At 68.3% G+C, this 15,618-nt stretch carries 17 protein-coding genes and 1 pseudogene; 12 read left to right on the top strand and 6 right to left on the bottom strand.

Going from position 1 to position 15,618, the window contains the following annotated elements:
• Positions 1 to 258 (top strand): annotated as a pseudogene (locus AB0O34_RS20660) (hypothetical protein); the annotation flags it as partial.
• Between the two features lie 7 nt (positions 259 to 265).
• Here AB0O34_RS20660 and AB0O34_RS20655 read toward each other — a convergent pair.
• Entirely contained in the window at positions 266 to 1,213 is a 948-nt protein-coding gene (locus AB0O34_RS20655) for a slipin family protein (RefSeq protein WP_363917531.1), read from the bottom strand.
• Positions 1,214 to 1,441: 228 nt separating this feature from the next.
• Here AB0O34_RS20655 and AB0O34_RS20650 point away from each other — a divergent pair, with 228 nt between their 5' ends.
• Entirely contained in the window at positions 1,442 to 2,515 is a 1,074-nt protein-coding gene (locus tag AB0O34_RS20650) for a hypothetical protein (RefSeq protein ID WP_363917529.1), read from the top strand.
• A gap of 82 nt (positions 2,516 to 2,597) precedes the next feature.
• Here AB0O34_RS20650 and AB0O34_RS20645 read toward each other — a convergent pair whose 3' ends face one another.
• Positions 2,598 to 3,494: a phosphorothioated DNA-binding restriction endonuclease gene (locus AB0O34_RS20645; RefSeq protein ID WP_363917527.1), complete on the bottom strand. Its 897-nt coding sequence runs from the start codon at positions 3,492 to 3,494 to the stop codon at positions 2,598 to 2,600.
• 213 nt (positions 3,495 to 3,707) lie between these two features.
• Here AB0O34_RS20645 and AB0O34_RS20640 point away from each other — a divergent pair, with 213 nt between their 5' ends.
• On the top strand, positions 3,708 to 4,361 hold the full coding sequence (locus tag AB0O34_RS20640; protein WP_363917525.1) for a DUF6879 family protein: 654 nt from the start codon (positions 3,708 to 3,710) through the stop codon (positions 4,359 to 4,361).
• Positions 4,362 to 4,456: 95 nt separating this feature from the next.
• Here the strand turns inward: AB0O34_RS20640 and AB0O34_RS20635 are convergent, their stop codons facing one another.
• Positions 4,457 to 4,657, bottom strand: coding sequence for a hypothetical protein (locus AB0O34_RS20635; RefSeq protein WP_363917521.1), 201 nt, complete (start codon positions 4,655 to 4,657; stop codon positions 4,457 to 4,459).
• Positions 4,658 to 4,979: 322 nt separating this feature from the next.
• Here AB0O34_RS20635 and AB0O34_RS20630 point away from each other — a divergent pair, with 322 nt between their 5' ends.
• The 5 genes from AB0O34_RS20630 to AB0O34_RS20610 all read left to right on the top strand — a co-directional run bounded on the left by AB0O34_RS20630 (position 4,980) and on the right by AB0O34_RS20610 (position 10,277).
• Complete coding sequence (locus AB0O34_RS20630; protein WP_363917519.1) at positions 4,980 to 5,615, top strand: DUF4352 domain-containing protein; 636 nt, start codon at positions 4,980 to 4,982, stop codon at positions 5,613 to 5,615.
• 207 nt (positions 5,616 to 5,822) lie between these two features.
• Positions 5,823 to 7,130, top strand: a complete 1,308-nt coding sequence (locus AB0O34_RS20625) for a VWA domain-containing protein (protein ID WP_363917518.1) — start codon at positions 5,823 to 5,825, stop codon at positions 7,128 to 7,130.
• 39 nt (positions 7,131 to 7,169) lie between these two features.
• Entirely contained in the window at positions 7,170 to 7,781 is a 612-nt protein-coding gene (locus AB0O34_RS20620; RefSeq protein ID WP_363917516.1) for a hypothetical protein, read from the top strand.
• Between the two features lie 106 nt (positions 7,782 to 7,887).
• Entirely contained in the window at positions 7,888 to 8,166 is a 279-nt protein-coding gene (locus tag AB0O34_RS20615; RefSeq protein WP_363917514.1) for a hypothetical protein, read from the top strand.
• Between the two features lie 260 nt (positions 8,167 to 8,426).
• Positions 8,427 to 10,277, top strand: coding sequence for an N-6 DNA methylase (locus tag AB0O34_RS20610; RefSeq protein ID WP_363917512.1), 1,851 nt, complete (start codon positions 8,427 to 8,429; stop codon positions 10,275 to 10,277).
• Positions 10,278 to 10,367: 90 nt separating this feature from the next.
• Here the strand turns inward: AB0O34_RS20610 and AB0O34_RS20605 are convergent, their stop codons facing one another.
• Complete coding sequence (locus tag AB0O34_RS20605; RefSeq protein ID WP_363917510.1) at positions 10,368 to 11,228, bottom strand: aldo/keto reductase; 861 nt, start codon at positions 11,226 to 11,228, stop codon at positions 10,368 to 10,370.
• Positions 11,229 to 11,336: 108 nt separating this feature from the next.
• Between AB0O34_RS20605 and AB0O34_RS20600 the strand changes: the two genes are divergently transcribed.
• The gene (locus AB0O34_RS20600) at positions 11,337 to 12,224 is read left to right on the top strand and encodes a LysR family transcriptional regulator (RefSeq protein WP_363917508.1); all 888 of its coding nucleotides are present in this window, start codon (positions 11,337 to 11,339) and stop codon (positions 12,222 to 12,224) included.
• On the opposite strand, the gene AB0O34_RS20595 is transcribed toward AB0O34_RS20600, so the two are convergent.
• Together AB0O34_RS20595 and AB0O34_RS20590 are read right to left on the bottom strand one after the other, a co-directional pair.
• Positions 12,190 to 12,993 (bottom strand): sulfite exporter TauE/SafE family protein, encoded by an 804-nt coding sequence (locus AB0O34_RS20595; RefSeq protein ID WP_363917506.1) that lies wholly within the window; start codon positions 12,991 to 12,993, stop codon positions 12,190 to 12,192. The genes AB0O34_RS20600 and AB0O34_RS20595 overlap by 35 nt on opposite strands.
• Positions 12,994 to 13,227: 234 nt before the next feature.
• Positions 13,228 to 13,707, bottom strand: coding sequence for a RidA family protein (locus AB0O34_RS20590; protein ID WP_363917504.1), 480 nt, complete (start codon positions 13,705 to 13,707; stop codon positions 13,228 to 13,230).
• Positions 13,708 to 13,877: 170 nt separating this feature from the next.
• Between AB0O34_RS20590 and AB0O34_RS20585 the strand changes: the two genes are divergently transcribed.
• From AB0O34_RS20585 to AB0O34_RS20575, 3 genes are all read left to right on the top strand, one after another.
• Positions 13,878 to 14,708: a helix-turn-helix domain-containing protein gene (locus AB0O34_RS20585; protein ID WP_363917537.1), complete on the top strand. Its 831-nt coding sequence runs from the start codon at positions 13,878 to 13,880 to the stop codon at positions 14,706 to 14,708.
• The gene (locus tag AB0O34_RS20580; RefSeq protein ID WP_363917502.1) at positions 14,705 to 15,115 is read left to right on the top strand and encodes a VOC family protein; all 411 of its coding nucleotides are present in this window, start codon (positions 14,705 to 14,707) and stop codon (positions 15,113 to 15,115) included. Before AB0O34_RS20585 ends, AB0O34_RS20580 begins: the two co-directional genes overlap by 4 nt.
• Positions 15,116 to 15,191: 76 nt before the next feature.
• A complete protein-coding gene (locus AB0O34_RS20575) occupies positions 15,192 to 15,563 on the top strand; it encodes an MmcQ/YjbR family DNA-binding protein (protein WP_363917500.1) in 372 nt (123 codons plus the stop codon).
• Positions 15,564 to 15,618 lie beyond the last annotated feature (55 nt).

The following is a 15,618-nucleotide window of genomic DNA, read 5'->3' as shown; positions in this document are numbered from 1 at the left end:
AGGGCGTGGGCCGCCGCCAACGACGTTGAGTTGGTGTTCCTGCCGACCTACGGCTCCTGGTTGAACTGGATCGAATCGGAGTTCGCCGCGCTGCGCTACTACGCCCTCAACGGAACCGACCACCGCACCCACGACGAGCAAAACGCGGCAATCGGCGCCTACGTACGCTGGCGCAACGCCCGAGCTCAGCCCAAGACCAACTTCGCCGCCAGCTCACCCATTCGAAGCTGGACCAGTTACCCGACCAAGGTTGCGTGACGGGCCACTAGCGGGTCGGTCGTCCGGCGACGGGCGTGGCCTGCTCGGCTGGGCGGGCGTCGGGGATGTGCGGCGCGGGCGAGATCGACGGGCCGTTGTCCGTGGCAGGCGCCGTGTCGGGCGGTACGATCGCGGCATCATCCGACCGGCCGTCCTTCTCAACGGGTGTCGCTCTTTCCAGGAACCTGAGCAGCTCCACGGGGAAGGGCAGCACGAGCGTCGAGTTCTTCTCGGCGGCGACTTCGACCACGGTCTGGAGCAGGCGCAATTGCAGCGCGGCCGGGTGCCGTGCCATCGTTTCGGCGGCCTGGCTCAGCTTGGCCGAGGCCTGCAGTTCGCCGTCGGCGGTGATGACGCGGGCCCGCCGCTCGCGCTCGGCTTCGGCCTGGCGGGCGATCGACCGTTTCATCGACTCGGGCAGCGCCACATCCTTGATCTCCACGCGGTCGATGTGCACGCCCCAGCCCAGCGCCGGACTGTCGATCATCAGTTCCAGGCCCTGGTTGAGTTGCTCCCGGTTGGACAGCAGATCGTCCAGCTCGCTCTTGCCGATGATCGACCGCAGCGAGGTCTGCGCGACCTGGCCGATGGCGGACACGTAGTCCTGCACGTCAACGGCCACCCGCATCGGGTCGACGACATTGAAATAGACGACGGCGTCCACGCGGACGGTCACGTTGTCGCGGGTGATGCCGTCCTGGCCGGGTACCGGCATCGTGATGATCTGCAGGTTGACCTTCTGCAGACGGTCGGCGATCGGCATGAGCAGCGCGAGCCCGGGTCCGCGGATCATGGACTGCACACGCCCGAACCGGAAGACGATGCCCCGTTCGAACTGCCGGACGATGCGCACGCTCGTCGCCAGCCACGCCGTGCCAAGGATCAAGGCCACGAAGATCGCATTAAAGATGGTCATCTTGCACCCCCTGGGTGCCCGTCGGCGCAGGTGAAGCATGAGGCCGACTCCTCATAAGTATCCTAATCCGTCACGGCCCCACCCACGGCCGATTGTCACCACCGTGCGGTACGCCACCTGGAAGGCTTCGGGAGTCGGTCCATCCGGTCTGCCAGGCGGTGCGGTGGGGGTCGCACGCGTGGAAGATCCGATGACCTGAAGCGCCGGACGCGGTCTTGCAACGTCTCTCGATATGTTGGGTGCAGTCGGAGGGATCGGGAGGACGTAGTGGATCTGATGGAGCTGGCCGGCGATCTCAAAGGCGAGCCGGTGGAGTTCGCGATGTCGCCACGGTTCGCCCAGGCCCTCGAAAAGGCGATCTCGGCGGCTTTTCCCAGCGGAGTGGTCGACGACGAGGGGCTGCTGTCTGCCACGATCGAAGCGTTCATCTACAACGAACGTCTGGAGTTCGGGCAAACCGTGCTGGAGATCTTCGCCGAGCGGTTCACCGGCGAGGCCCAGGCACTACTGCTGTCCTGGTCGGACTACGTGCAGGGAGTCTTCGAGAGCAAGGAGCCCTACGGAGACGACGGCGTCATCGCCGTCAACCACATCGACGAGCTGACCTACCGGATCCGCTCCAACATGGGCGCCGAAGGGATCAAGCACCTCGTCCCGGGCGCGGTGATGATTGGAAATGTCGTCCCGGTCGGCGATGACTGGATGATCAGCGGTGCCTCGATGGGCTTCCCTCCGGAAGACGCCAAGGACGCGTTGGCGGGCGTGCGGCAACTTCAGATGAGCCATCCCAAGATGGTCTTTCGGAACCCGGCGAAGCTCGCCCGGGCCCGCGAAATCCAGGCGCAGCAGCGTGAGTCGTTCATCGACCTCTATGGAAGCGATCTGATCGTCCTGCCGGGAAGCGAGGTGGACGAGAAGATGATCGCGTTCTACCGGCACGACTACGAGCGCGCGGGCAGCAAGGCCGGACCATGGACCGAGCCCGACCTGCCGCCTCTCGGCTTCGACTCGCACGAGATGGTGGGGATCATCTTCGACGCGGAGGACGGCCTGGGTTTCTACCGAGGGCTCGACGTGGCGCAGGAGGTCTTCGCCAACCCGGAGCTGATCATCCGCCAGCGGTACCGGGACGTGGTGACCGGCTACCTGCGAGGCGACGACGTCACGCCTGTGCCGCTGAGACGACTCGCCGCCCAAGACCTCGACAAGACCGACCGGCTCTTCCGCAAGCTGCTCAAGAAGCCGAGTTTCTCCTGGGAGCGAGACGGCGAGGCCCTGCTGCGCAAACACAAGCCCGGCTGGTTCGCATCTCCGCCACTGCCCAGGGTCATACCGGTCTAAGTGATGCTCGCGCTCCGGCAACTCCAGGAGCGCTACATCCTTCTCGCGCTGCGCATGGCGGGCTCCTGAGGAGTCCGCCGGCCTACGAGCTACGAGCGGGGGCGCGGAAGACCTGGCGGCTGTGCCAGTCGATGTTGGCGGCGTCGACGGGTTCGAGGCCGGGTTGCGGGTGGCGTACGGGGCGCTCGGCCAGGGTGAGGACCATTTCCTTGGCCGCCGCCGATCGGCTGACGAACTTCGCGGAGACGGCGATCGTACGGTCGGGGGTCATGCCCAGGACGCCCTTGTCGAACAGCTTGTGGTGGATCGCGCACAGGCACAGTCCGTTGGTGACATCGTCCGGTCCTTCGAAGGCCCACCAGCGGACATGGGCGGCGTCGAGGCCTACCGAGGTCCCGTCCAGCCAGCCGTCGTACGCGCAGAAAGCACAGCAGTACTCATAGGCCATGAGGACGTTCTGCCGGAATGCGGTATCTCTCCGGACCATCGCACGTGCCGGGACCCTCATCGGATCGGCTGCCCCGTGGGTCTCCAGGTCGAGGCCGGTGAGCTGGCAGATGTCGGCATGCAAGGAAGGTTCGAAGTTCGCCTCGAGCAGGTACCGCGCGAGCCGGACCACCAGGTGGGAGTCGTCGCACAGAGCTCGAAGGAGGTCGGGGTGGAGCCGGCCGGATGCCCGGGCGGCACGCAGGCGGCCGAGCTCTGAGCCTGGGCTGCCCGGCCCGTTCACGGTGTCGACGAGCCAGATGCCGTCGCTGGTCAGATGGTGGAACGGGTAGCCGGGGCTGGTGTCCCGTGGCGGTCCGAACTCCTTGAGCAGGCGCTTGAGCTCGGCTTCCGCGGAGCTGAACGGGATAGGGCCGCCGCCGTCGCGCTGGAACCGGCCGAGGGCATAGAGCAGCAGGAGCGGCTTGTGCGGCGCCCGTTCCCCATTGCGCGTCCAGCGCCGGATGTCGGCGACCCGCTCGACCCAGTCCATGGCCCGTCAGCTTACGGTGACCTTCACAGGTCCGGGATCGAAGCATACGAATCCGTGCCGCGCCGGCGTATCCGGCGCGCCGTGTCCGTGGCCATGTAAAAGTGGGCCAGACCCACACCCACTTGGCCGTTGACACGCCGTCAGCCCTTCGCGCCCGGCGACCACGCACCGGAAGTGACACCGACCCGCACGAAGCTAGCAATCGGAGGAGTCTTGGACACGTTCCACCACCTTCGGAGGGCCGAGGGAGAGGTTCTGCCCGTTGCCGAATACCAGGAGGAGTTCGACAAGGTCTACGCCGCCTCCCGCGACACCGTCTGGAAGCTCGAACGAGCGCAGGAGTTCTACGAACCGGACCTCGAGAGCTGGCAAGCCATGATGGCCGACGACTGGGAGCGCTCCATGGCCTTGCTGGAAGAGTGGCGCGCGCCGCTGGAGGATCAGTACGCCACCCATGCCGAGTTCCGCCGGCTGCGTATCGTCGAGACCCCGATCACGCCCTACCTGCAGTGGGAGATCAACGCACTGGCGATACGGGTGACGACGGGAGAGCGGGTCAGAGTCCTTCCCTCGGACGCGGTACGCCACTTGGAGCGGCTCAGCCCGTTGCCGGAGCTTGTGATCTTCTCTCGCACGCTCTGCTATGAGGTGCTCTACGACACGGTCGGCGCGCATACCGGAGCGCGCAGGGTGAGCGATCCCCAGGCGATCGGCCCGTGCCTGGACATGCTCATCCACCTCTACGACCAGGCTGAGAACCTTACCGACTACCACCAACGGGAGATCGCACCGCTGCCGCCGCCGAAGATCAGCCCGGAGGCGCGGGCCGCGATGCCCGACCACTCGGCCTTCACCGAGTCGTCCTGAGTTGATCGAGCAGCCGCTTGACCATCTCAATTCTCGGAGCGACCGCGCCGGGGCGGTTGCGTCCACGGAGATGGCGTATGAGTTTCCGCTGGTAGTCAGCGTGGCGTCGTGAAATGTCGTGAAATGACGACGGCCATCGCATGAGGCTTCAATGTTTTCAAGCGGCTCCAGCGGTAGTGGTGGGTCGTTTCGTTCTGCAAGCGCTCCAGGCCTGATCGGCTCGCGTCGGCCGCCTGGCGGAAGACCTGCGCCCTCTCGCGCAGGCGGCTTGCGACCGTACCGGTGGCCTGGGTCATCGTGCCCAACTCGGCGCGTGCGCGGTCGTGATGCGGGCCGTTCCATGGCGCCCTTCCTGCGACTCATACGGCCTGCCTGACTTGTGCACTCGATTCACATGTGTTCTACTGGTTGGCGTTGGCAGACCTACGCGTCACCTACTCGATGGGGTGGATCTCTCGATTTCGCCGCTCAAGTCACCTGACCGGTGAACCGCAGCACCGAACTACTGATCGACATCACGCGGATGGCGTCCGTCACATCGTCCTTGAGCGTCTCGCGCGGACGGATCCCGTCCCCCATCCCTCCAACTATCGCTCTCCCTTTGCCAGGAGCTTCGTCATGCGTGGAAACCAGCCCCAGTACGGCTACGCGCAGCCGTACCCGCAGACCGTGATCGTGCAGAAGAAGGGCGGTGGCTGCCTGCGCGCCTTTCTCATCGGCGCCGCGGTGATGGCCGGCCTCATCCTCCTCGGCTCGCTCCTCAGCGGAGGCGGAAGTGGCGGCGGTTCGTCCGAGGACACGGATGGCGGCACCACTGCCGCCGCCGCGCCCACGAAAAGGCATGCCAAGCCCAAGCAGGCCGGGGTCGGTGACGTCGTGAAGGACGGGAAGTTCGCCTTCAAGGTCACCAAGGTGGAGAAGGGGCTCGCGCAGATCGGCGAGGGATTCACGGTGTCCAGGGCACAGGGCCAGTACGTCCTGATCCACCTCACCGTGAAGAACATCGGCGACGAGGCTCAGCTCTTCAGCGACTCGTCACAGAAGCTCATCGACTCCAAGGGCCGTCAGTACGACGCCGACTCCGGAGCCGCCGCCCTCGGGCTGAAGGATTCCAACGCCTTCCTCAACAACATCAACCCCGGCAACTCGGTGCGAGGCATCCTGCTCTTCGACGTGCCGAAGGGCTTCACGCTCAAGGCCGTCGAGCTGCACGACTCCATGTTCTCCGGCGGCGTCACCGTCGCCCTGTCCTGAGTTCCACCCGGCCGTCATGCCGCCGTACGCCGTAGCCCGGTCACGGCATGGCCATAGCCCCGCCGTAGCCGTGCACGGCCATCGCGCCGCCGATCCCCCACCCGCGGCCATGGCCCAGCCGTTCCCCGCTCACGGAGTCGCCGCCACAGGACACCTTCCCGAGCGCCCCGCGACCCCATGACCTACTCGTCGAAAAGGACGTACGACATGCACGTCACCGCACACCTGGACCTAGACGTGGTCCCGCTCGACCAGGAGGACGAGGTCACCGTCCTCGTCCAGGTCACCGCCCCGAAGCCGAAGCCTTCCGCGATCCGGCAGCCCGCCACCCTTCAGATCGTCCTCGACCGCAGCGGATCCATGGCCGAAGGCCGCCTCGAAGGTGCTCAACGAGCACTGCTCGCCCTGGTGGACCGGCTTGACGCGGCCGACAACTTCGGCCTGGTCAGCTTCGACGACACCGCCCAGGTGAACGTGCCCGCCGGGCCGCTGACCGACAAGCACGCCGCCAAGCACGCGATCGCCGCACTCCGCCCCGGTAACTCCACCGACCTGTCCAGCGGACTGCTGCGGGGCATCCACGAGGCGCATCGGGCGGCGAGCGACCGCGGCGCGACCCTCCTGCTGATCTCGGACGGGCACGCCAACGTGGGTGTCACCGACCCGGCGAGGCTGGGCCGGATAGCCATGGCGGCCCATCGCCAGGGCGTCTCGACCACCACTCTCGGATACGGCCTCGACTACGACGAGGAGCTCATGGCGGCCATCGCCGACGGTGGGACCGGCAGTGCCCTGCACGCCAAGGACCCCGACACCGCGGGGCAGCTCATCGCCGGCGAGGTCGACGGCCTGCTCGCCAAGGTCACCCAGGCCGCCTCGCTGACGATCACCCCTCGTCCCCCCGTCACCTCCGTCCTGCTGTACGGCGGACTGCCGTCGGCCCGGCTGCCCAGTGGCGCGGTCATGGGCGAGCTGGGCGACCTCTACGCGGGCGAGACCCGCAAGACCCTCCTGCGGCTGCTCGTGCCCGGCATCTCACAGCTCGGCATGCGCACCATCGCGGAACTCGTCTTCACCTACGTGGAGGCGGAAACGCTGACCACCTACACCGTCACCGTCCCGGTCACGGTCAACGTCGTCCCGGGCGACGAGGCGGCCGGCCGTGTTCCCGACCTGACCGTACGGGCGGAGCGCCTGTTCCAGGAGGCGCAGGACGCCAAACGCCAGGCCTCCGAGGCCTTGCTGAAGGGCGACGTCGCCGGCGCCGAAGAAGTACTCAAGGCCGCCGGCGACGAGTTGGAGAAGGGCCTCACCTGGGCCCCCAACGGCGAGGAACTGGCCGCCGAGGTGCGGGAACTGCGCGAGTACGCCCGCGACTCGTACCTGGATCGCAAGCGCGTCTCCAAGGAAGCCCTCGCGAGTTGGCACCGCGGAACCCGAAAGCGCGGCCGCCCCTCCCCCGAGCCCGGAAGTTTCCCCGACGCCCCCTCCAGCGATCCGTCCGACCAGGGCTGAGTTCGCAAACCGCTACACCTCGTTCAAGGAGAAACCGACATGTTCCGCCGTTCACTCGCCATGCTGACCCTTGCCGCCGTCGCGTTCACCACCGGCGGTGTCAGCGCGACCTCCGCGTACGCCGACACGAAGTACAGGGGTGAGGGCGACCAGGTGCTGCGCATCCGCGCCACCAAGAAGCCCGGCATCATCCGCTTCACCCACGACGGCGAGTCCAACTTCATCGTGTACACGGTCAACCCGCGCGGGAAGAAGGACGACCTGCTGGTCAACGAGATCGGACCCTACGACGGCGCGGTTCTCTACAACGCCTACTCCAGCAAGGGGACCATAGGCCTTGCGATCAAGGCGGACGGTGCCTGGACCGCCACCTTCAAGCCCGTCTCCGGCGCCCGCTGCTGGTGTTCGGCGACGCTGCGGGGCACCGGTGACCAGGTCCTCAAGCTCACCCCCACCAGGGGACTCCGCACCATGCGCGCGACCCACGACGGCGACTCCAACTTCATCGTGTACGGCTACCCGCGCATCGGCTTCTACCCCGATCTGCTCATCAACGAGATCGGTTCCTACAAGGGCAAAGTGCTGCTGCCCACCGGAACCCGCCTGGTCACGGTGAAGGCCGACGGCTCCTGGACCCTGGTCCGACGCTGATCCCTGTGGAACGAACTCGACCGTAGGGGCATCTCGCCTGGCGAGGTGCAGGATGGCGAGGAGAGCACAGCGCGTCCAGCCTCTAAGTTGAACGGAGTCAAGCCCTATGCGAATCGTCGGAGCTGAGGCGAACCGCATCTACAACGAGTTGTACCGCGAGTGGGCGCTCACCTATCAGGTCGATCCTGCCGAGGATCCGGAGTTCCTGCGCCTATATCGCGAACGGATCGGTCAGGACCCCGAAACGGGACGCTACCTTGACTCGGACTACGACCTAGGCAAGCGGTTGATCTCGTCTTCTGGCGATTTCCCCGTTTCACCGCCCGGGACACCGCGCCCGACGCGCAGGGAGCTTCCCGACATCTCAGAAGAACCCGACGCCTGACCCACTGCGTCGGACCAGACGGCAGCGGAGCGCATTGGCTGGGTTGATGACGAGGACGGAGGGCGATGGCACCCGGCACACGCTTCTTCGGGTCTTCCGGCAACGCACCCAGATCGATCGCGGCTCACGGTCGCCTAGTAGGGCGTGAATCTGATACACGTGTTCTGGGCGGGTAATCGACTCTCGTAACTCTCCTCGTATAAGTTGGCATCCGCCTGACATGGCAAGACGTTGACACGAGAAGAGACAAGGGGTGTGCGATGGCCGGAGACGAGGCGACCGTCACGTCGGCCGATATCGCGCGGATGGCGGGCGTCGGGCGCGCGGCTGTGAGCAACTGGCGGCGCCGGCACGAGGATTTTCCCGAGCCGGTCGGCGGCACGGCGACCAGCCCCACCTTCTCCCTCAAGGATGTCGAGGCGTGGCTGCTCGGCCAGGGCAAGGTCGAGGAGCTGCCCTTGCAGGAGCGGGTCTGGCAGCAGATCAGGGCCGCCGCCGACGAGATCCGGCTCGGCGAGGTGGTGGCCGAGGCCACCGAGCTGCTGCGCGGTCAGGGGAAGCCCCGGCTGGTCCCTCGGCCCGGGTGGAAGCTCATCAAGGAGTACGCCGAGGAGCGGGGCACCGCCGAGGCGGCCCGATTCCTGCTGGACCGCTACGCCGAGGTCCACTCCCGCCGCCTGGTCGAGACGCCCGTCGAAGTGGCGGATTTCATGGTGAAGCTCGCCGGCCCCGGCATCCAGACCGTCATGGACCCCGCCTGTGGGCTGGGCGTCCTGCTGACCGCGATGAGCGGCGTGGATCGCGCGTACGGGCAGGAGTACGAGGACTCTCTCGCCCGGCTGTCGCAGACGCGTCTTTCGCTGGACGGAGTTCAGGGCGACGTGCGGACCGGCGATTCCCTCCGCCAGGACGCCTGGCCGGGCGTGACCGTGGACGCCGTGCTATGCCATCCCCCCTTCAACGAGCGCAACTGGGGATACGACGAGCTGACGAGCGACCCGCGCTGGGAGTACGGCCTGCCGCCCAAGTCGGAGTCGGAGCTCGCCTGGGTGCAGCACGCGCTCGCCCACCTGAACCCGGGCGGTGTCGCGGTCCTGCTGATGCCGGCCATCGCCGCCAACCGCCGATCCGGGCGGCGGATCCGCAGCAACCTGCTGCGCCGGGGCATCATCCAGGCCGTGATCGGCCTCCCGCCGAAGATGGCGTCCGGCACCGGGCTTCCCGTGCACGTCTGGGTGCTGCGCAAGCCCACGGGCGACAGCCGTACACCGTCGCGGGTGCTGATGGCCGAGGCCGAACCCGCCGGCTTCGACGCGATCGCCGAGCGGTGGCGCGCCTTCCAGGAGGACCCCGGCCGCGAGGTGGACCTACCAGGCGAGACCCGCACGGTCCCGATCATCGACCTGATCGACGAGGACATCGACGTGACCCCGGCACGGCACGTGGGCGTGGCGGACGAGGCGGGAGGCGACTATCCCTCCCTCCGCGAACAGTTCGTCCGCCGCCTCGAACGTCTCGCGACGCTGGTGCCCGACGCGCTGCCCGGCAAGACCAGGGAGATGCCGATGGTCCCCCTCTCTGAGCTGGAACGGACCGGGGCGCTCACCATCCACCAGTCCGGCAGGTACGACGTCGAGGGCTCGGGTGAGCTCGTACTCGACGCCGGCCACCTGTTCAGGGGAGGGCCTGTCGAGATGCGCGCGCGGCCCGAGAACAGGATCGCGATCCAGCCGGGTGACGTGGTCGTCGCGACGCGCGATCGGGAGATCGCGGCCGAGGTCGTGGAGGACACCGGCCTCCTGCTCGGCCCCCGTCTCACCCTGCTCAGGCCCGATGCCGAGCGCCTCGATCCCTACTTCCTCGCGGGGTTCGTCCGGACCTTGTCGCTGTCGATGGGCGGCACCCAGTCGGGCCTGACCCGCTTCGATCCACGCCGCGCCCAGGTGCCCCGCCTTCCCTTGGACGGGCAGCGCCGGTACGGCGAGGCGTTCAGGAACCTCTTCGCCTTCGAGGCAGAGCTACGCGAGGTGCATGGTTCCGGCCTGACGGTGGCGGCGTCCGTCGCCATGGGTCTCGCCGGCGGCGCGCTGAACCCCCTGCCACCGGCATGATCCCAGCCTTGGTCGTCCAGGGGGCACGTACGAGCTGACGCGTCGGCCGGTGCCCGGCGAGCAAGGTCGGGCACCGGCGAGCGAACCTCGTCAGGCGGCGTCGAGGCGGCTCAGTTCTTCGGGGGAGAGCTTCAGGTCCACCGCGCCGACAGAGTCGCGGATCGTCTCGGGGCGTGAGGAGCCCGGGATGGGGATCAGCACCGGGGACTTGGCGAGCATCCACGCCAGGCACACCTGGTGCGCGCTGACTCCATGTGACTTGGCGACGTCCGCGAAGGCGTCGAAGCGCGAGCCCAGCTCGCCCGAGCGGACGATGCCGCCGAACGGGCTCCAGGGCAGGAACGTGATGCCCAGCTCAGTGCAGAGCTCCAGCTCGGGCTCGCTGGAGCGGAAAGCCGGCGAGAACTCGTTCTGCACGCTCACCAGCCGCCCGCCGAGGATCTCGTTCGCCTGACGGATCTGGCCGGGGTCGGCGTTCGAGATGCCCGCGAAGCGGATCTTGCCGGCGTCCAGCAGGTCGCGGATCGCCCCGACCGACTCCGCGTACGGCACCTTCGGGTCCGGACGGTGGAACTGGTAGAGCCCGATGACGTCGACGCCGAGCCGCTTGAGCGAGGCGTCGCACGCCTTCTTGAGGTAGTCGGGCGAGCCGTTCAGCGTCCACGAGCCGTCGCCGGGGCGCAGGTGGCCGCCCTTCGTCGCGATGAGCACGTCGGAGGTGTCGCCACCGTAACCGGCCACGGCGCGCGCGATCAGGGTCTCGTTGTGGCCGACCTCGTCCGCGTGCAGGTGGTAGGCGTCCGCGGTGTCGAACAGCGTCACGCCCGCGTCGAGCGCGGCGTGGATCGTCGCAACCGAACGCTGCTCGTCGGGGCGCCCCTCGATCGACATCGGCATCCCGCCGAGACCGATCGCACTGACCTGGACATCGCCGATGCGGCGAGTCTGCATGGGAGTTCCTCCTCGGAGATGAGTTCGTACCTGTCCAGTCTTCCCTGCCCGCCATTAAGCTGTCCAACAGCAGATAGTGATTTTATTCAGCAGCCCTGGTGATGAATCATGGAACTCCGGCAACTCGAATACTTCATCGCCGTCGCGGAGGAGTGCCACTTCACGAGGGCGGCCAAGCGTTTACGCGTCGCCCAGTCGGGGCTGTCGGCCTCGATCCGGTCCCTTGAGCGTGAGCTGGGCGCCCCGCTGTTCCTGCGCAGCACCCGGCAGGTCGAGCTGACCCCCGCCGGACGGGCGCTCCTGGGCGAGGCCCGGCGCGCGCTGTCGGCCACCGACGCCGCCAAGGACGCCGTCGCTGCCGTACAGGGTCTGCTGCGCGGCAGCCTGGCGATCGGATCGCTGCAGTGCCTTCACGTGGTGCACCTGCCGGCCGTGCTCGCCCGCTTCGTAGCCGCGCATCCAGGTCTGGAGATCAGCCTGCGCCAGGGCGGATCCGGCGAGCTCATCGAGCAGGTACGCACGGGGCGGCTGGACCTGGCGTTCGTCTCCCGTCCGCCCCGGTGTCCAGACGATGTGCTGGTCGAGCCGCTTGCCGGCGAGCCCCTCGTGCTGGCCTGCGCGCCCGAGCACCCGTTCGCCGGCCGGGAACAGGTCGAGCCCGCGGAGTTGCGGGCGGAGCGGTTCGTGGACTTCCCTCCCGATTGGGGCACCCGAGATCTGGTCGACAACGTGCTCACCGCCGCGGGTGTGGAACGCCGCGTCTCCCTGGAGGTGACCGACGTGCACTCTCTGCTCGACATGGTGACCTTCGGGCTCGGCGTGGCACTGGTGCCGCAGTCCTTCTCGGTGAAGACCGATCGGGTGCGCTTCGTCGGGCTCGCCGGGGTCGTACCGGCCTGGGAGACCGTCACCGTGACGGGCGACCCGATGAGCGCGGCCGCCGCGGCGCTGCTGGATGGCGTCAGAGGAGCAGGCGTACCGCCGCGACGAAGGTGAGGATCAGCGTCACCCGTTCGAACCACGTCCTGTTGATGCGGTCGATGACCGCGCGCCCGGCCGCGGCGCCGACGAGGACGGCCGGGGCGGTCACGGCGGCGAAGGCGAGCGTGGCCGGGGTGATGAGGCCTAGCCCGACGCTGAACGGCACCTTGAAGGCGTTGATCGTCAGGAAGAACCACGCGCTGGTTCCGAGGAATCCCAGCATGGGCATGCCCGCCGCCAGCAGGTACAGGGCCATGATGGGCCCCGCGGCGTTGGCCGTCATGGTGGCGAAGCCCGAGAAGATCCCCGCGAAGGCGGCCACCGCCCGGTGGTGGGCGAGGGACGCCTCGGCCCCTCTGCGCCGGTTCCAGAAGTGCACGGCGATGATGGCCAGCAGGATCACCCCGATGAGCCGTCTCATCTGCGCGTCGTCGACCCACCGGACGACGACGGCACCGGCCACCACTCCGGCGGCCACCCAGGGGAAGAGCCTGAGCAGCCTCGGCCAGTCCGCGTGGCGCCGGTAGGAGGCCACGGCGACCACGTCACCGACGAGCAGCAGCGGAAGCAGCATGCCGGTGGAACTCTTGGTGGGGAGCACGAGCGCGAACAGGGCGACCGCCACCGTCCCGGTGCCGGAGACGCCGGTCTTGGAGAACCCGACGAGGACCAGCGAAAGCAGCAGCACCGCCCACTGCGCGAGATCGAGGGACGGCATCAGCCCCGCCCGGAGGCGCACCTCTCGACCGGAGGCGACCCGCCCGCCTGAGACTGGACCGTCCATGCCAGGACCGCCGAGGGTCTTGTCGCCCGGGCTCGGATCCGGCGGCTCGCGGGCGGCCTGCCCGGAGCCGGTCCGATCGCGGAGCGGGCGTCGGGGGGCGTGTCTTCGGTCGGCATGATGCCCAGCATTGCGGGACATAACGGCGGCCCGCAAATCTCCCCGGCCGGCATGAGACTCTCCGGCGATCTGGGCGAGCCCCTCCCGCCGAGGACGGCCCCCTGCGCGGGGCCGCTTTCACTTGATGGCGACCTCGGCTTCTATCTCGACGGGGATCATGTAGGGAAGCTCGGCCAGGCCCACGGCGGAGCGGGCGTGCCTTCCCTGGTCCGGACCCCACAGCTGGAGGATCAGGTCGGAGAATCCGTTGATCACCGCTGGCGTGTGGGTGAACAGGGGTGCGGTGTTGACCATGCCGTACACCCTGAGCCAGCCGTCGATCCGGTCGAGGTCACCCAGTTCCCGCTTCAGGCTCGCGAGGATCGCCAGGCCCGTGAGCCGCGCCGCCTGGTAGCCCTGCTCCTGGGTGAGCTGGGCCCCCACCTTGCCCAGCGGCTCGGCGAGCGAGCCGTCCGCCGCCAGCGGCCCGTGCCCCGACACGTACGCCCGGTCGCCGTGGACCCTGACCCAGGGAAACGGCAACTCGGCCCCGGGCGGCAGCCGCATCGGCTCGGGGAGCACGAGCCCCAGCTCTTCCAGTCTCTTCTCGATGTTCATGAAGGCCATCGGTAATGGCACAGCGGCCGCTGGGTCAAGTAGGCGAAGTACCGCCGCCCATCTGACGCCGCGCGGCGGGCGTACGCGTGATCAACGAGCGGGACCGGCACGAACGTCCAGGTGGTAGGTAACGTATATCGGGGTCCCCGCGGGAGGAGTCGGTCGTGGAGATGGCGTATGGAGTCCCCGCTGCCGGGCTGCGTCCACTGGTCGCCCGCTACCACGGGTACCGCGAGCACGATGGGGCTCCCGGCCGCCATCGCGGGCTCCCTTCGCCGTACCTGACCGTCATCATCACCCTCGACGACCCGATCACCGTCGCCACGCACCCTGACCTGCGGCAGACGCCGGGGCAGTACGACACGCTGGTGGGCGGCCTGCACACCTCGCCCGCGCTGATCACCCACGAGGGCCGCCAGGCCGGTGTGCAGCTCGCGCTGAGCCCGCTCGGCACCCGGCGGCTGCTCGGCCTGCCCGCCGGCGAGCTGCGGAATGTCGACCTGGACGCGGCCGATGTCCTCGGGCGTACCGCCCATGAGCTGCATGAACGCCTGAACACCGCGTCGGGCTGGCCCGAGCGGTTCACGATCCTGGACGAGCTGCTGCTGCGCCATGCGGATCTCGAACGCGCCGTGCCGGCCGAGATAACGCGGGCCTGGGGCTTGCTGCTGGCCAGCGGCGGCAGGGTGCCGATCGCCGGCCTTGCCCGTGAGGTCGGCTGGAGCAGCCGCCACCTCTACGCGCGGTTCACCGCCGAGATCGGGCTCACCCCCAAGGCCGCCGCCCGGGTCATCAGGTTCGACCGGACCCGCCACGAACTGCGACGGCGGGCGGTTCCCGGGCTCGCCGATCTGGCGGCCGAGTCGGGTTACTACGACCAGGCACACCTCGCCCGCGAGTTCCGCGGCCTGGCGGGGTGCTCGCCCACCCAGTGGCTGGCCGAGGAGTTCCGATATGTCCAAGCCCCCGTGCCGGTCGTGGCGGCAGACTCGACGGCATGACACAGACACCACAACCCCAGGTCTGGCCGACGCTTCGCGCCCGCGACGCCCGCGGGCTCATCGCCTTCCTCGGTAAGGCGTTCGGCTTCGAGGAGACCGTCGTTTACGGCGAGGGCGACCGCGTGGACCATGCCCAACTCAACTGGCCGCTCGGCGGGGGAATCATGCTCGGCTCCGTGCGTGAGGCCGGTGAGGACAACCCCTGGTCCCTGCCCCCTGGCACCTTCGGCGCGTACGTCGTCACCGACGATCCCGACGCGCTGTTCGCCAGGGCCACGGGAGCCGGCGCGGAGGTGGTCTACGGGCTGCGCGAGACCGACTACGGATCCCGCGACTTCGCGGTCCGCGACCCGGAGGGAAACCTGTGGTCCTTCGGCACCTACCGCGGCGAGCCCCGCAAGGGGTGACTCAAAACGGCTGTGAGCCGTCCTCCACCAGGGGACGCGTGGCGAAACTGTCGGTGAGCTTTGATAGATGTGGGTCATGGGTGTGACTGTCGATGAGTTCCTGGGAATGCTCCATCAGCTGCCCGAGGTGAGGCAGAGCGATGGCGGCGACTGGGTCTCGCTGAAAGTGCGCGGCAAGGGCTTCGGCTACCTGTGGGAGAAGACCGAGACCGTTGGGCTCAAGGCGACGATCGAGGAGCAGATCGCACTGGTGGCCGAGCGCCCGGAGGTCTTCGAGGCCCAGTTCACCGCGGGCCGGTTCGGCTGGGTCGTGGTCCATCTCGCGAAGATCGACCCCGACGAGCTGCTGGAGCTGGTCACCGAGGCCTGGTGCCTCACCGCTCCCAGACAACTGGTCGATGCCCACGAGGCCGGGCCGATGGGACGAGCCACACCCCCGGCCCGCTAACGCGCCACCGTCCCGCCGACGAAGTGGACGCCGACCGGCTACGACGCGGTCGCCC

Source organism: Sphaerisporangium sp. NPDC088356 (assembly GCF_040685555.1).
Lineage (GTDB): Bacteria > Actinomycetota > Actinomycetes > Streptosporangiales > Streptosporangiaceae > Sphaerisporangium.
The sequence above is the reverse complement of the archived record's forward strand: the minus strand, read 5'-3'. Positions and strand labels throughout refer to the sequence as shown.

Excerpts from the sequence above, each read along its gene's own strand:
- AB0O34_RS20590 (WP_363917504.1), bottom strand. The coding sequence starts at position 13,707 with ATGAACATCGAGAAGAGACTGGAAGAGCTGGGGCTCGTGCTCCCCGAG.
- AB0O34_RS20585 (WP_363917537.1), top strand. The coding sequence starts at position 13,878 with ATGGCGTATGGAGTCCCCGCTGCCGGGCTGCGTCCACTGGTCGCCCGC.
- AB0O34_RS20625 (WP_363917518.1), top strand. The coding sequence starts at position 5,823 with ATGCACGTCACCGCACACCTGGACCTAGACGTGGTCCCGCTCGACCAG.
- AB0O34_RS20635 (WP_363917521.1), bottom strand. The coding sequence starts at position 4,657 with ATGACCCAGGCCACCGGTACGGTCGCAAGCCGCCTGCGCGAGAGGGCG.
- AB0O34_RS20655 (WP_363917531.1), bottom strand. The coding sequence starts at position 1,213 with ATGCTTCACCTGCGCCGACGGGCACCCAGGGGGTGCAAGATGACCATC.
- AB0O34_RS20575 (WP_363917500.1), top strand. The coding sequence starts at position 15,192 with ATGGGTGTGACTGTCGATGAGTTCCTGGGAATGCTCCATCAGCTGCCC.
- AB0O34_RS20645 (WP_363917527.1), bottom strand. The coding sequence starts at position 3,494 with ATGGACTGGGTCGAGCGGGTCGCCGACATCCGGCGCTGGACGCGCAAT.
- AB0O34_RS20605 (WP_363917510.1), bottom strand. The coding sequence starts at position 11,228 with ATGCAGACTCGCCGCATCGGCGATGTCCAGGTCAGTGCGATCGGTCTC.
- AB0O34_RS20610 (WP_363917512.1), top strand. The coding sequence starts at position 8,427 with ATGGCCGGAGACGAGGCGACCGTCACGTCGGCCGATATCGCGCGGATG.
- AB0O34_RS20615 (WP_363917514.1), top strand. The coding sequence starts at position 7,888 with ATGCGAATCGTCGGAGCTGAGGCGAACCGCATCTACAACGAGTTGTAC.
- AB0O34_RS20600 (WP_363917508.1), top strand. The coding sequence starts at position 11,337 with ATGGAACTCCGGCAACTCGAATACTTCATCGCCGTCGCGGAGGAGTGC.
- AB0O34_RS20620 (WP_363917516.1), top strand. The coding sequence starts at position 7,170 with ATGTTCCGCCGTTCACTCGCCATGCTGACCCTTGCCGCCGTCGCGTTC.
- AB0O34_RS20630 (WP_363917519.1), top strand. The coding sequence starts at position 4,980 with ATGCGTGGAAACCAGCCCCAGTACGGCTACGCGCAGCCGTACCCGCAG.
- AB0O34_RS20580 (WP_363917502.1), top strand. The coding sequence starts at position 14,705 with ATGACACAGACACCACAACCCCAGGTCTGGCCGACGCTTCGCGCCCGC.
- AB0O34_RS20595 (WP_363917506.1), bottom strand. The coding sequence starts at position 12,993 with ATGGACGGTCCAGTCTCAGGCGGGCGGGTCGCCTCCGGTCGAGAGGTG.